General features: G+C 75.3%; 11 protein-coding genes. 7 read left to right on the forward strand and 4 right to left on the reverse strand.

Going from position 1 to position 13,430, the window contains the following annotated elements:
* Positions 1-79 precede the first annotated feature (79 nt).
* Together paaN and IF01_RS0106815 are read left to right on the forward strand one after the other, a co-directional pair.
* Positions 80-1,780, forward strand: a complete 1,701-nt coding sequence (paaN, locus tag IF01_RS0106810; RefSeq protein ID WP_030392376.1) for a phenylacetic acid degradation protein PaaN — start codon at positions 80-82, stop codon at positions 1,778-1,780.
* 167 nt (positions 1,781-1,947) lie between these two features.
* Positions 1,948-3,441 carry an FAD-dependent monooxygenase gene (locus IF01_RS0106815; RefSeq protein ID WP_030392377.1) on the forward strand — a complete coding sequence of 498 codons (1,494 nt, stop codon included), beginning with the start codon at positions 1,948-1,950 and terminating at the stop codon, positions 3,439-3,441.
* Between the two features lie 64 nt (positions 3,442-3,505).
* Here the strand turns inward: IF01_RS0106815 and IF01_RS0106820 are convergent, their stop codons facing one another.
* A complete protein-coding gene (locus IF01_RS0106820; protein WP_030392378.1) occupies positions 3,506-4,072 on the reverse strand; it encodes a CGNR zinc finger domain-containing protein in 567 nt (188 codons plus the stop codon).
* A 355-nt stretch (positions 4,073-4,427) separates the two neighbouring features.
* On the opposite strand from IF01_RS0106820, the gene IF01_RS0106825 reads away from it, so the two are divergent.
* The 4 genes from IF01_RS0106825 (at position 4,428) to IF01_RS0106840 (ending at position 8,987) form a co-directional block, all read left to right on the forward strand.
* Complete coding sequence (locus tag IF01_RS0106825; RefSeq protein ID WP_157855172.1) at positions 4,428-5,450, forward strand: hypothetical protein; 1,023 nt, start codon at positions 4,428-4,430, stop codon at positions 5,448-5,450.
* 200 nt (positions 5,451-5,650) lie between these two features.
* A complete protein-coding gene (locus tag IF01_RS0106830; protein WP_030392380.1) occupies positions 5,651-6,118 on the forward strand; it encodes a VOC family protein in 468 nt (155 codons plus the stop codon).
* 285 nt (positions 6,119-6,403) lie between these two features.
* Positions 6,404-7,336, forward strand: a complete 933-nt coding sequence (locus tag IF01_RS0106835) for a pyridoxamine 5'-phosphate oxidase family protein (RefSeq protein ID WP_030392381.1) — start codon at positions 6,404-6,406, stop codon at positions 7,334-7,336.
* 241 nt (positions 7,337-7,577) lie between these two features.
* A complete protein-coding gene (locus IF01_RS0106840) occupies positions 7,578-8,987 on the forward strand; it encodes a peptidoglycan-binding protein (RefSeq protein WP_208624288.1) in 1,410 nt (469 codons plus the stop codon).
* Positions 8,988-9,045: 58 nt separating this feature from the next.
* On the opposite strand, the gene IF01_RS0106845 is transcribed toward IF01_RS0106840, so the two are convergent.
* Positions 9,046-9,810 carry a TrmH family RNA methyltransferase gene (locus tag IF01_RS0106845; protein WP_030392383.1) on the reverse strand — a complete coding sequence of 255 codons (765 nt, stop codon included), beginning with the start codon at positions 9,808-9,810 and terminating at the stop codon, positions 9,046-9,048.
* Entirely contained in the window at positions 9,807-10,457 is a 651-nt protein-coding gene (locus IF01_RS0106850; RefSeq protein WP_051740593.1) for a TetR/AcrR family transcriptional regulator, read from the reverse strand. The genes IF01_RS0106845 and IF01_RS0106850 overlap by 4 nt, the downstream gene beginning before the upstream one ends.
* Before the next feature lie 103 nt (positions 10,458-10,560).
* Here IF01_RS0106850 and IF01_RS43615 point away from each other — a divergent pair, with 103 nt between their 5' ends.
* Positions 10,561-11,217, forward strand: coding sequence for a hypothetical protein (locus tag IF01_RS43615; protein ID WP_051754990.1), 657 nt, complete (start codon positions 10,561-10,563; stop codon positions 11,215-11,217).
* 61 nt (positions 11,218-11,278) lie between these two features.
* Here IF01_RS43615 and IF01_RS0106860 read toward each other — a convergent pair whose 3' ends face one another.
* Positions 11,279-13,426, reverse strand: coding sequence for an FUSC family protein (locus IF01_RS0106860; RefSeq protein WP_051754991.1), 2,148 nt, complete (start codon positions 13,424-13,426; stop codon positions 11,279-11,281).
* Positions 13,427-13,430: the final 4 nt, after the last annotated feature.

Consider the following 13,430-nt stretch of genomic DNA (forward strand, 5'->3'; position numbering starts at 1 on the left):
CCCGTTCGCCCTCTTGAGCCGACCGATCGTTCGGTTACTCTGTGACGTGTCCCGTCCTCCCCTCTGAGGAGCGCACACCATGTCCGCAGCGGTCACCCACCCCCTCGTCGCCGAACTCGTCGAACGCCACCGGGCCACCCTGGCGGCCGCGGTCGACGCCGCCGCCAAGCGCGACTACTGGTCGCCCTACCCCGAGTTCCCGAAGGCCTACGGCGAGAGCGCCGCCGCGGACGGCCTGGCCGCCTTCGAGGCCCTGCTGAACCAGCCGTTCGAGCTGCCCGGCCACCCCGCCGACGGCGACCAGGTGGGCGGCGAGGTCTCCCCGTACGGCCTCGAACTGGGCATCGGCTACCCGCACGCCGGACCGGACGCCCTGATCGCCGCGCTGAGCGCCGCCCGCCCGGCCTGGGCCGCCGCCGGCCCGCTCGCCCGCGCCGCGGTCTGCCTGGAGATCCTGGCCCGGATCAACGCCCGCTCGCACGAGTTCGCCAACGCGGTCATGCACACCACCGGCCAGGCCTACGCGATGGCCTTCCAGGCCGGCGGCCCGCACGCCCAGGACCGCGGCCTGGAGGCCGTCGCCTACGCGTACGCCGAGCAGACCCGGCTGCCCGAGAGCGCCGGCTGGACCAAGCCGCAGGGCAAGCGGGACCCGCTGGTGATGACCAAGGAGTTCACCGTCGTCCCGCGCGGCCTGGCGCTGCTGATCGGCTGCAACACCTTCCCGACCTGGAACGGCTTCCCCGGCCTGTTCGCCTCGCTGGCCACCGGCAACCCGGTGCTGGTCAAGCCGCACCCGCGGGCCGTGCTCCCGCTGGCGCTCACCGTCCGGATCGCCCGCGAGGTACTGGCCGAGGCCGGCTTCGCCGCCGACCTGGTCTGCCTCGCCGCCGAGCACGAGGGCGGCACGGTGGCCAGGACCCTGGCCGTCCGCCCCGAGATCAGGCTGATCGACTACACCGGCTCCACCGCCTTCGGCGACTGGCTGGAGGAGCACGCCGAGCAGGCCGAGGTCTACACCGAGAAGGCCGGCGTCAACACCGTCGTCGTCGACTCCACCGACGACTACAAGGGCATGCTGAACAACCTGGCCTTCTCGCTCTCGCTCTACAGCGGCCAGATGTGCACCACCCCGCAGAACCTGCTGGTCCCGCGCACCGGCATCGACACCGACCAGGGCGCCAAGTCCTACGACGAGGTGGTCCACGACCTCGCCGCCGCCATCGAGGGCCTGCTCTCCGACGACGCCCGCGCCGCGGCCGTCCTCGGCGCCGTGGTCAACCCCGGCGTGCTCCAGCGCTCCGCCGCCGCAGCCGGCGGCGAGTACGGCGAACTCGCCCTCGCCCCGAGGGCCGTGGAGCACCCGGAGTTCCCGGGCGCGACCGTCCGCACCCCGGCGCTGGTCAAGCTGGACGCCGACAAGCCGGACGACCGCGCCGTCCTGCGCGCCGAGTGCTTCGGCCCGGTCGCCTTCGCCGTCGCGGTCGAGAACACCGCCGCCGCCGTCGAACTGCTGCGCGACACCGTCCGCACCCAGGGCGCGATGACCGCCGCCGCCTACACCACCTCCGCCGAGGTCGAGTCCGCCCTGGTCGAGGCCGCCCTCGACGCCGGCGTCTCGCTCTCCCTCAACCTCACCGGCGGGGTGTACGCCAACCAGACCGCCGCCTTCTCCGACCTGCACGGCACCGGCGCCAACCCGGCCGCCAACTCCGCCTACTGCGACGGCGCCTTCGTCGCCAACCGGTTCCGCACCATCGAGATCCGCCGCCACGCCTGAGCCGTGGCGAACGGTCGGCGCCACCCTCCGGTGACGCCGTTCCTCCGGTCCCCGGCCACGCGCCGGGGACCGGAGATTCACAACGTCACTCCCGGGAAGCGATGATGGGGGCCGGGGAAACGCCACACACGGCGTCCAGCCGCTGTTCGAGCACCGGGAGCTGACACATGACCGAGAAGCAGACCGTCACCGACGTCATCGTGGTCGGCGCCGGGCCGACCGGCCTGCTGCTGGCCGGCGACCTCGCCGCCGCCGGCCTGGGCGTCACGGTGCTGGAGAAGCGCGCCACCGAGTCCAACCTCACCCGGGCGTTCGCCGTGCACGCCCGCACCCTCGAACTCCTCGACGCCCGCGGCCTCGCCGACGACCTCATCGCCACCGGCCGCCCGGTCGAGGCGCTGAAGGCCTTCAACCGGGTCCGGATCGACCTCGGCCACCTGCCGACCCGCTTCCCGTTCGTCCTGCTGACGCCGCAGTACCACACCGAACGACTGCTCCACGAGCGGGCGGTGAAGGCCGGCGCGACCGTCCTGCGCGGCGCCGAGGTCACCGCCCTGCGGCAGGACCCGGACGGCGTCACCGTCGAAACGGTGCGCGACGGCGCCACCACCACCCACCGGGCCCGCTACGCGGTCGGCGCCGACGGCGTCCACTCCACCGTCCGCGACCTGCTCGGACTGCCGTTCCCCGGCGAGTCGGTGGTCGACTCGGTGCTGCTCGCCGACGTCCGCCTGGAGCGCGAGCCCGAGGACGGCATCGCCGCCGGCGCCGACGAGAACTGCTTCGCGCTGCTGGTCCCGTTCGGCGACGGCTGGTACCGCGTACTCGCCCGGGACCGCGCCGAGCAGGTCCCGGACGGCACCGCGCCCGGGCCCGAACTGCTCGCCGACATCACCCGCCGCGCCCTCGGCGAGGACTACGGACTGCACGACGTCCGCTGGAGCTCCACCTTCCACAGCGACGAGCGGCAGGTCCCCGACTACCGCTCCGGCCGGGTGTTCCTGGCCGGCGACGCCGCCCACTGCCACTCCCCGGCCGGCGGCCTGGGCATGAACACCGGCCTCCAGGACGCCGCCAACCTGTCCTGGAAGCTCGCCGCCGTGCTGCGCGACCGGGCCGACGACACCCTGCTCGACAGCTACCAGGCCGAGCGGCACCCGGTCGGCCGGGCGGCCCTGCGCGCCTCCGGCGCGATGATCCGGGTCGCGCTCGCCCAGTCCGCCGCCACCCGGGCACTGCGCGGGGCGCTGGTCCAGGTGGCCGGGCGGGTCGACGCCGTGGCCGACCGGGGCGCCCGCACCGTCTCCGGCCTCGGCATCTCCTACCCCGCGCCCAAGGACGCCCACCCGCTGGTCGGCAAGCGGGTCCCGGACCTGCGGCTGACCGGCCTGGAGCCGCCCCGCGAGGACGGCCCGGCGTCCCCGGAGCGGCTCTACGAGGCGCTGCGGGCCGGGAAGTTCGTCCTGGTCAGCAATGACGAGGTGGCGGCCGCCGACCCGTGGCGGGAGCACCTGGTCACGGTCGCCCCGGCCGACCCGCACGGGAAGCTGCGCGACACCGTGCTGCTGATCCGCCCCGACGGCTACGCGGCCTGGGCCGCCGTCGACCCCGGGGCCGGAGAGCTGCGCGCCGCCCTCACCGAATGGCTCGGCGAGGCCTGAGCCGTCCGCACGGCCCGTCGGCGAGGCCCGGGGGAGCGACGCCCTCCCGGGCCTGCCCGTCGGGCTACAGCCGCGCCTTCTCGTAGTGCCGGGCCGCCTTGGCCCGGTTCCCGCACACGGCCATCCGGCACCAGCGGCGCCGGCCGTTCTGCGAGGTGTCGAAGAAGTGCAGGATGCACGCCTCGTGCGCGCACTTCTTGATCCGCCCCGGCCCCTGCGCCAGCAGCCCCAGGAAGTCGTCCACCACCAGCCAGGCGGCCAGCCACTGCGGCTCGTCCACCTCGACCAGGTCCACCGGCCCGGCCGCCGAGGCCTCCCGCCGGACCCGCCCGTGCCGCAGCACCGCGTCCAGCCCGGCCAGCGCACCGGCCCCGGGCAGTCCGCCCGCGTCCAGCTCCCGGACGGCCGTCCTGACCGCCTCCCGGGTCTCCAGCAGGGCGGCGAGCCCGGGCCCGTCCGCCGCGCAGCGTCCGGCCAGCCCGGCCGTGGAGAGCCAGATCGCGTGGCCGTCCGGCTCGGCGAGCAGGTCGTTCACCGGCTCACCGGCCCACCGGGTGTTCAGCAGGTCGAGCGCGAGCGGCTCACCGAGCAGCGGGCGCGGGTCCCGCGGGTCTGCTGTCCACTCGGTCATCGGCGCTCCCTCGCTCTCGGCCGTCTCTCTCCCGGCCGTCTCTCTCCCGGCCGGTTCGCCCGCTCCGGGCCGGTCCCCGAGTCTACGTCGGGCCCTCGTCCCGGAGCCCCTGGCCGGAACCTGCCGCCAACGGTCCGGAACGCACCACCCGGCCGGGAAGAGGTCCGTGTGTTTCCGCACTGTTTCAAGATCGCTAACCCTGCGGTACACCGCCCGTGACCACTGTCATACGCACGACTGATGACGTAGCCTCTCGACCGTGCATAGGGTTCCCCACAGCTCGGCGAGGCCGTTGACGGCGCGTTCCGGCGCCGTTCCGGGTCTGCCGCACCCGCTCGGTGGGGAAGGTAACCACATGGCCTCACAGCATCCCCAGGACGCCCGACTCAGACTGGTCGGGCCGCGCCCTGACGCGGCCGCGCCCGCACCCCGGCCGCCCGTGCCCCCGCTGTCGCCCGCGCCGACGCCGGGGCGTCCCAGCCCCACCGGCGGCTTCGCCGACACCCTGCATGTGGCGATCGAGGCCAGCGGCCTCAGCCTGGACCGGATCCGCGCCGCCCTGGCCCAACGCGGCGTCAGGGTCAGTGTCACCACGCTGAGTTACTGGCGGCGCGGCCGCAGCCAGCCCGAGCGGGCCAGCTCGCTGCGCGCCGTCCACCTGCTGGAGGAACTCCTCGGCCTGCCGCACTCCACGCTGTCCGCGCTGCTCGGCCCGCCGCGCCCGCGCGGCCGCTGGGCGGCCAGTGCCGGCGCCAGCCACCTGCGGCTGGAGGACGTCTGGCCGGGCGAGCAGCAGATCGCCGACGTGTTCGCCGAACTGGACGCGCCGCCGGCCGGCGAACTGGAGCGGCTCTCGGTCCACGACTCGTACTTCGTGGACGCCGACCGGCGCGGCAACCTGCTGAGGATGCGCCAGGTGGTCCGCGCCACGGTGTCCGGGGTGACCCGCTGCCTGGTGGTGCACAAGGCCGACGAGGAGGCGACCGGCTGTCCGGAGATCACCGGCGTCCGACACGGCCGGCTCGGCCGGGTGCGCCGCCGCCCGGACACCGGCCTGATCGTCGGCGAGGTGATGCTGGACCGCCCGCTGGGCCTCGGCGACAGCACGGTCTTCGAGTACGAGGTCGAGATCCCCTCCGGCGGCGCCCAGACCACGGAGTACAGCCGCCGCTTCGCCACACCGGTGCGCGAGTACGTGCTCCAGGTCCACTTCGACCCGGCGACCGTGCCGGTGCACTGCGAGCGCTACGACCGCGACCCGGGCGCGGACGTCGACCGCCGCCGCGAGCAGCTCTGGATCGGTGCCTCGGCCAGCGCCCAGATCCTCGCCCCCGACCAGCAGCCGGGCCACATCGGCGCCCGGTGGGAGTGGGAGTAGCCGCACCCCGGCCCGGCGCCCCCGCGCCCGCTCCTCCGCACCCCGTCCTCCCATATTTGTCATGGCACAGCCATGCTCGGAACTTCTAACCATTGGAACCACCAGTACTGGTTGACCTCCCTCAAGGCTAACCGCTAACGTCGTCAGTGACGGTTAGAAAGTGGCGCCGCGGGGCGCCCCGACCACGGGAGTGACCAGGCATGTCCGGCACCATCAGCAGCACCCTGCAGACCGGCCACGTGGGCCTGAACGTCACCGACCTCGCCCGCTCCACCGCCTTCTACCGGCGCGTCCTCGGACTGGAGCTGGTCGCGGAGGGCACCGACCCGGAGCGCCGCTACGCCTTCCTCGGCCGCGACGGCCGCCCGGTGCTCACCCTCTGGCAGCAGAGCGAGGGCACCTTCGCCACCGCCGCCCCCGGCCTGCACCACCTCTCCTTCCAGGTCGACTCGCTCGACGAGGTCCGCGCCGCCGAGGCCCTGCTGCGCGAGCTGGGCGCCTCCTTCGCCTACGACGGCGTCGTCCCGCACCGCGAGGGCGCCGCCTCCGGCGGGATCTTCTTCACCGACCCCGACGGCATCCGGCTGGAGATCTACACCCCGGCCGGCGTCGACGAGACCGGCGCCGAGGCCCCCACCGCCTCCGCCCCGACCTGCGGCTTCTTCTAACAACTCTTTGCAAAGTGGCACTTTGCAAAGAGTTTCCGGGACTTTGCAAAGTGCCACCGGCGCGGACGTCGCGCCGCCGCGACGTCCGCGCCCAGCGGCATCCACCAGCACCATCCACCAGCGATGTCCGCCGGCGACATCCGCGGGCGCCGGGACTGCACGGACGGGGCCGGCAGGTCGCCCGGCCCCGCGGTGGACGCCGTGGACCCAGCACTTTGCAAAGTCCCGCCGGGACTTTGCAAATACCTCCAGGACGTACCGCCCGACCCGAGGGAGGCACCCGTCATGACCGCCACCGGCACCCCCTACCACCCCGGCGAACGGGCCGTGCAGGCCCGGGCCGGCCGCATCGACCGGGCGGACCACTCCGGCCGCGCCGTCGGCAGTACCGTCCCCGCCGTGGCCGCCCGCTTCCTGACCGAGCGGCGGATGCTGGTGGTCGGGGCGGCCGACACCGACGGCCGGCTCTGGGCCACCCAGCTCAGCGGACCGGCCGGCTTCCTGCGGGCCCCCGACGAGCGGACGGTCACCGTCGCCGCCCACCCGGCCGAGGCCGACCCGCTGGCCGCCGCCCTGGCCCGCCCCGCCGAGGTCGGCACCGTGGCCCTGGACCCGGCCGCCCGGCGCCGGATGCGGGTCAACGGCCGCTCCGTGCCGGACGGCCGGGGCGGTCTGGTGATCGCCGCCGAGCAGGTCTACGCCAACTGCCCGAAGTACATCCAGCGCCGCCACCCGGTGGACCGCCCCGGGGCCGGCACCCCGCGCCGGGTGGCGGCCGGGCCGCTGCTGAGCACCGCCCAGCAGCTGCTGGTGAGCACCGCCGACACCTTCTTCGTCGCCACCGCCGGCCCGGACGGCCGGACGGACGCCTCCCACCGCGGCGGCAACCCCGGCTTCCTGCGGGTACTCGGCCCGGACCGGCTGCGCTGGCCCGACTACGCGGGCAACAACATGTTCATGACCCTGGGCAACCTGGAGTTCGACCCCCGGGCCGGACTGCTCGTCCCGGACTGGGAGACCGGCGGCGCGCTGCTGATCACCGGCGAGGCCAGGACCGACTGGTCCGACCCGGCCGCCGCCGGTCTGCCGGGAGCCGAGCGGGTGGTCGACCTGACCGTCACCGGCGTCGTCGAACTGGCCGACGCCACCCCGCTGAGCTGGACCGAGCCCGAGTACTCGCCCGCCAACCCGCCCTCCTCCGCACGCTCCGTCAGCTGACGGCCGGACAGTCCGACGGACCGACAGCACGGCTCCGGCGACGACCACTCGCCCCGCCCCCGCGCCACGCCCGGGATACCGAACGACCGTCACCCGCGCGGAGCATCCCACCGCGCCGACCAGGTGTCCGGTTTGGGACTTTGGTCCGGACGACACACGGTGTCGCCCTGGGAAGGAACGTGCTGTCGCGCCGTCAGCGGCCCGACGGACACCCTCCCCCACCAGGAGAAAGAGGCGGAGCATGACCAGAACCGGCCGACCGGCCCCGTTGCCGCGGTCCGACCTGCTGGAGTCCGACCTGCCGCGGTCCGACCTCCTGCGGTTCGACGAGGTCGAACCGCAGGACGACTGCATATGCGGGGGCTGCTCCGCCCGCCGCCGCGCCCGGCTGCACGCCGCACCGGTGCACGAGGGCGGCCACGCCGCGGCCCGCAGCCTCCGCCGCCGGGCCGCCGTCCTGATGGCCGCCGCCGGCACCGCCCTGGGCGGCGGCGCGGTCGGAGCGGCCACCGCGGCAGCCGCCCCGGCCCCGACCCCCGGCGGCCCGGCCGTCCCCCGCGCCGACACCCCGCAGGGCGAGGTCGGCGGCCTCTACGGCGAATCCGGCGCCGACGAACGGGCGGCCGCCGCGCAGCCCGTCACCCGGGCCTCGATCATCGAACGGGCGCAGCGCTGGGTCGACCAGAAGGTCCCGTACAGCATGAGCCGCTACTGGTCGGACGGGTACCGCCAGGACTGCTCCGGCTTCGTCTCGATGGCCTGGGGGCTCGGCAGCAGCCAGACCACCTGGACCCTGCCGGACTTCGCCGAGCGGATCACCAAGGCCGAGCTCCAGCCCGGTGACGTGCTGATCCACAACGACCCGGCCAGTCCCCGGAGCGGCTCGCACGTGACCGTGTTCGGCGGCTGGGCGGACTCCGCCCGCACCCGCTACGTGGCGTACGAGCAGACCTCGCCGGGTGCCACCAAGCGCGCGACCCCGTACGCCTACTGGTCCAACTCGGCCACCTACGTCCCGTACCGCTACAAGGCGCTGACCACCGGCGGGAGCAGCAGTGACAGCGCCGCGGCCGCGGCCTTCCCGGGGGCGGACAAGTTCGGTCCGGGTGCCGACAACGCCTTTGTCACCAGGCTGGGCGAGATGCTGGTGCGGCGCGGCGGCGGCCGGTTCTACACCGAGGGGCCGGGGCCGCGCTGGAGCGAGTCGGACCGGCGGGCCACCGAGGCGTTCCAGCTCGCGCAGGGCTGGCGCGGCGGCGAGGCGGACGGTGTTCCGGGCAAGGACACCTGGGACTACCTGGTGAACGGCAAGGGCCGGGACATCGACGGTGCCGCTCCGCTGCCCCCTCCGCCGCCCTCACCGCCCTCCCCGCCGTCCGCGTCCCTGCCGGCCGAGGGCGCCGACATCCGGGAGACGGCCTTCCCCGGCCCCGGCGCCTTCGGCCCGGGCGCGGCGGGCGAGCAGGTCGAGCTGCTCGGCGGTCGGTTGGTCGGCAAGGGCTTCGGCGAGGCCTACACGGAGGGACCGGGCCCGCGCTGGACGGATGCCGACCGGAGCAATGTGCGGGCGTTCCAGGAGTCCATGGGCTGGAGCGGCGCCGAGGCCGACGGCTACCCCGGACCGGACACCTGGAAGCGGCTGTTCTCCTGACCCGACCGACCCGACCGACCCGACCCGACCTGACCGGCCCGACCCGCCGTGCCGACCGTCAGACCGCCCCGCCGGGCGGGCGCCCCGACATCCAGTGGAACAGCCCCATCGCCACACTGGTCGCCAGGTTGAAGCTGGAGACCCCGGGCCGCATCGGCACCGCGACCAGCCGGTCGGCCCGCGCCCGCAGCTCCGCCGAGACGCCGTGCCGCTCGGTGCCGAAGGCGAGTACCGCGTCGTCCGGGAAGGCCGTCTCCCGGATGTCGGTGCCCTCGGGGTCCAGGACGTGGAGCGGCCCGGCCGGCAGCTCCGGCAGGGTCAGCCGCTCGACGGCGGTGGCGAAGTGCAGGCCCGCGCTGCCGCGGAGCACGGCGGGGTGCCAGGGGTCCAGTTCGCCGGTGGTGACCACGCCGGCCGCGCCGAAGCCGGCCGCCAGCCGGATCACGGCGCCCACGTTGCCCAGGTTGCGCGGGCTCTCCAGCAGGACGACGGGCGCCGGGCGGGGCCGGACGGCCAGCGCGGCGCGGTTGGCCTCGGTGGTGGGGCGCACGGCGAGGGCAACCACTCCGGTCGGGCTCAGCCGGGGTGCGAGCGTGCGCAGCGCGGCCTCCGGGAGTTCGACGGCCAGCGCGTCCAGCGCGGGGGCGACGTCCGGGGCCAGTTCGGCGGCCAGTGCCAGCAGCGCGGCGCGGTCGGCGGTCAGCACCTGCCGGACGGCGCCGCCGAACCGCAGTGCGTGCTTCAGCGGGTGGAAGCCGTCCAGCAGGACCGCGCCCGGCTCCTCGGCGCCGGTCCGCCAGGCGCGCAGCAGTTCCTCGTTCATCCGGCCCACTCTGCCACCACGGGTTCGCCCGGACGGCCGGCGGCGGCGATCACCTGGTCGAAGGTGAGCGGTTCGCCGGGCTGCTCGTCGGACGCTCCGGGCCGCAGCCCGGCCAGGGCGAGGTCCAGGTGTCGGTGGACGAGCGTGCCGTCGGCGTCGAGTGCGGCCAGCCCGCCCGGGAGGGGGCGGGAGACCCGGACGCAGAGCAGTACGAGGTCGCCCATTCCGACGTCCGGGCGCAGTCGGCCGGTGTCCTGGGCGGCGCGCAGCAGTTCCCCGACGGCCGTGACCGCGCCGGACCGGGCGGTGGCCAGTTCCTCGTCGACGACCAGTCGTTCCAGCAGGACGACGATCGCCGCTCCCATCCGCAGGTCGGCGGCGGCGTGCACGAAGCGGCGCAGCGCGCGGTAGGGGTCCGGTTCGTCCTCCCGGGCCCGGACGGCCGCGGCGGCGAGCCGGGTGAGGAGGTCGGTGACCAGGGCCCGGACGAGCGCCTCCCGGTCGGGGAAGCGCCGGTAGAGGGTGCCGGGGCCGACGCCGGCGCGGCGGACCACCGCGTCGAGGGGGGCGTCCGGGCCGCGTTCCAGGAACACCTCGCAGGCGGCGTCCAGGATCCTGCGCCGGCTGCGTTCCGCGTCCGCTCTCATCGCCCGCCCTTAACCGGAGGAATTTTCTCCTCCTATGCTACCGTCCAGCGAGACGGAGAAATTCTCTCCGTTTACGCGGGGCACCCTTCCGAGGAGCGACGCCATGACGACCACCGCACCACCGGTCATCCGCACCGACATCGACGGCACCGGGCACGACCGCCCGGCCGTCCTCGCCTGGGAGCTGGACCGCTCCCGGGCCGCCCTGCGGCTGCTCAAGCAGCGCCTCGGCGACGACCGCGTCCGCGAGCTGCTCGCCCCCGACACCGCCGCGGCCGACGCCGCGATGGCCGGCTGGCTGCGTGCCTCCGACGGCCGCTGGCGCGCGGCCGTCACCGAACTGACCGCCACCGGCATCGACGCCGGGACCTTCCTCGGCTGGTGGCAGGGCCGGTTGCGGGCTCCCGACCGGGACGCCCTGCTGGCCGCCAACCCCGAGCACTACCTGGCCGACTCCGGCGGCGGGACGGTCGAGATCATCGAGACGGTCGGCGCCGGGCCGCTCCGCTTCCACCTCCGCTTCCACCCCACCCCGGCGACCCCGGAGTACCCGGTCCGGATCGGCGGCACGGGCCACCTGGCGGACGGCTCCGAGGTGCTGCGGGTGATGCACGAGTTCGCCGACTCCCCCCGGGGGCTGCGGATCCGGCTCACCGTGGAGTTCCCGGCCGCGGCCCCGGTCGAGCTGTCGACCGGTCACCAGTGGCACTTCGCGTGCGAGTTCGCCAACTGGCTGGAGGCGGCGGCGACAGCCTCCTGACGACGGCCCGGCCCAGCACCACAGGCACCGGCACAGGGCACAGGCGCCGCACAGACTGCCTCTAACGACCCGTCGGCTCCAGCTCCGGCCGCCCGGCGGAGCCCACCGTGCCGCCGCCCCGCAGCGCCCGCTCCAGGTCCTTCAGCGCCTGCAGCAGCAGCCTGGTCCCGGCCCGCACCACGTCCCGCTGCACCCCGGGCGGCGCGTCGGCGAGCTGCCGCTCCAGCCGTTCCTGGGCCTCCCGGACGGCGCCGAAGTCCACCGGCTGCCCGGTCAGCAGCGCGCCCGCCGCCAGCGCGGTGGCCAGCCGCAGTTCCTCGGCGAACTCGGCCGCCCCCGGTACCGGCTCGGCGTCGGGCCCGGGCAGGTGGGCCTCCAGCAGGACGGCGACCCGTCCGAGGTGGCCGACCGCCGCCCGGGCCCGGTCGAGCTGGCGGCGGCTGACCCCGGGCAGGCCGGAGGCGTGCCGGCCGGGTTCGGCGTCGGCCCGCTGCATCGCCTGGAGCAGTTCCGAGCGCGCCTCCCGGGAGTCCAGCAGCGCCCCGCGCACCTCCCGTCCGCGCGGTGCGGCCGGCCGCTCGTAGACGGCGATCACCTCGGCCGTGTACCGCCCGGCGGCGGCCAGCCACTCGGCCAGCCGCTCGCCGAGCCTGGCGGTCTGCCAGGTGGGGAAGAGCGCGTAGACGAGCAGGGCGAGCGAGCCGCCGAGCAGGGTGAGGCCGACCCGTTCGACGGCGGTGACCAGCGGGTTCCCCTCCTGGAGCCCGAGCAGGAAGACGGCGTAGGAGGAGATGCAGGCGGTGACCACGGCGTAGCCGGTGCGGAAGGCCAGGTAGGCGCCGCCGATCGAGAGCACGGCGAGTGCGGCCAGCACCCACTCACCGGGCCGCGCCAGCTGCACCACCAGGGTGGAGACCGCCACCCCGACCGAGGTCCCGGCCAGCCGGGCCACGCCCCGGCTGTAGGTCTGGGCGAAGTCCGGTCGCATCACCATGGCGGCGGTCATCGGCGCCCAGTAGCCGTGCTCGAAGCCGACCAGCCGGGCCAGCAGATACGCGGCGGTGACCACTCCGGCCAGCCGGACGGCGTGCTGGAAGACGGCCGAGTGCGGCCGGAACTGCCGCCGTACCGCGCGCAGCGCCGTCGGCAGCATCCGGATCAGCGGCGGTTTGCGCAGCGTCCCGCCGGGCTGGACGTCGGGGGTGTCGATGGTGTCCTCGGCGCCCCGGTCGAGCGCGTCGGCGGCGCCGCGGAGCAGCCCGGCCAGTCGGCGGGCGGCGCGGCGGGCGGCGCCGCGCAGTTCCGGGCCCTCGGTCCGGGCGACCAGGGTGAGGGCCGGGGCGGAGGAGGGCAGCCGGAGTGGGTCGCCGGTGCGGATCGCCCGGGCCAGGGCGTCCATCGCCTCGGCGGCGGCGGCCAGGACCTCGCGGGCCCGGTCGCGTTCGGGGCCTTCCTCGGGGGCGCCGACCTTGGGGTCGGCGATGGCCGCCAGGGTGGGCCTGATGCGTTCGGCGAGGCCGCGCAGGCCGCGCAGCCCGGGCGGGCGGTTGCGGTCCTGCCAGGGGGTGAGCGCGGCGGCGTGCCGGGCCGTCATGAACGGGGCCGGGTCGATGTGCGCGGTCGGGTCCTGGCGCAGCCGGCGGGCGTAGTCGGCGAGTTCGGCGTAGGTGTCGGCGAGCGCCTCGCGCTGGGCGGTCCAGCTGCCGATCGGCCAGACGGTGATGACCAGTGCCTGGACGATGCCGCCGAGTGCGCAGACCAGTCCGTGGCCGAGCGCGGTGAGCGGGCTGACGGGCAGCTGGACCACGATCAGCATCACCGAGAGGGTGTTGGCGGCGACGATGCCGGCGGTCGGTCCGATCGCCCAGGTGAGTCCGGCGCCGAAGGCCCAGACGGCGAGCAGCACCGGGAAGGCGCCGGGGATCCCGACGGCCAGGTAGCCGAGGAAGGTGCTGATGCCGAGTCCGGTCCCGGCGGCGACGGCGAGGGTGGCGCGGGGCCGGAAGCTGCGCTGGAAGGTCGCGGTGCCGGCGATGAACGCGCCCATCGCGGCGGAGGTGGCGAGCCGGGCGCCGCCGATGGCCAGGGTCGGGAACAGCACCAGGGCGACGGCGACCGCCCCGCGCACCGCCCGTTTGGGGTCGGTGAGCGCCCGGTCGACGGTCAGTCCGGTCCGCGCGGTGTCTCGAAGTGCGGCGAACCAGGACATAACG

Origin of the sequence: Kitasatospora purpeofusca (assembly GCF_000718025.1) — a bacterium.
GTDB lineage: Bacteria > Actinomycetota > Actinomycetes > Streptomycetales > Streptomycetaceae > Kitasatospora > Kitasatospora purpeofusca.

Coding starts and splice junctions, on each gene's coding strand:
- paaN (WP_030392376.1), top strand. CDS start 80: ATGTCCGCAGCGGTCACCCACCCCCTCGTCGCCGAACTCGTCGAACGC.
- IF01_RS0106815 (WP_030392377.1), top strand. CDS start 1,948: ATGACCGAGAAGCAGACCGTCACCGACGTCATCGTGGTCGGCGCCGGG.
- IF01_RS0106820 (WP_030392378.1), bottom strand. CDS start 4,072: ATGACCGAGTGGACAGCAGACCCGCGGGACCCGCGCCCGCTGCTCGGT.
- IF01_RS0106825 (WP_157855172.1), top strand. CDS start 4,428: ATGGCCTCACAGCATCCCCAGGACGCCCGACTCAGACTGGTCGGGCCG.
- IF01_RS0106830 (WP_030392380.1), top strand. CDS start 5,651: ATGTCCGGCACCATCAGCAGCACCCTGCAGACCGGCCACGTGGGCCTG.
- IF01_RS0106835 (WP_030392381.1), top strand. CDS start 6,404: ATGACCGCCACCGGCACCCCCTACCACCCCGGCGAACGGGCCGTGCAG.
- IF01_RS0106840 (WP_208624288.1), top strand. CDS start 7,578: ATGACCAGAACCGGCCGACCGGCCCCGTTGCCGCGGTCCGACCTGCTG.
- IF01_RS0106845 (WP_030392383.1), bottom strand. CDS start 9,810: ATGAACGAGGAACTGCTGCGCGCCTGGCGGACCGGCGCCGAGGAGCCG.
- IF01_RS0106850 (WP_051740593.1), bottom strand. CDS start 10,457: ATGAGAGCGGACGCGGAACGCAGCCGGCGCAGGATCCTGGACGCCGCC.
- IF01_RS43615 (WP_051754990.1), top strand. CDS start 10,561: ATGACGACCACCGCACCACCGGTCATCCGCACCGACATCGACGGCACC.
- IF01_RS0106860 (WP_051754991.1), bottom strand. CDS start 13,426: ATGTCCTGGTTCGCCGCACTTCGAGACACCGCGCGGACCGGACTGACC.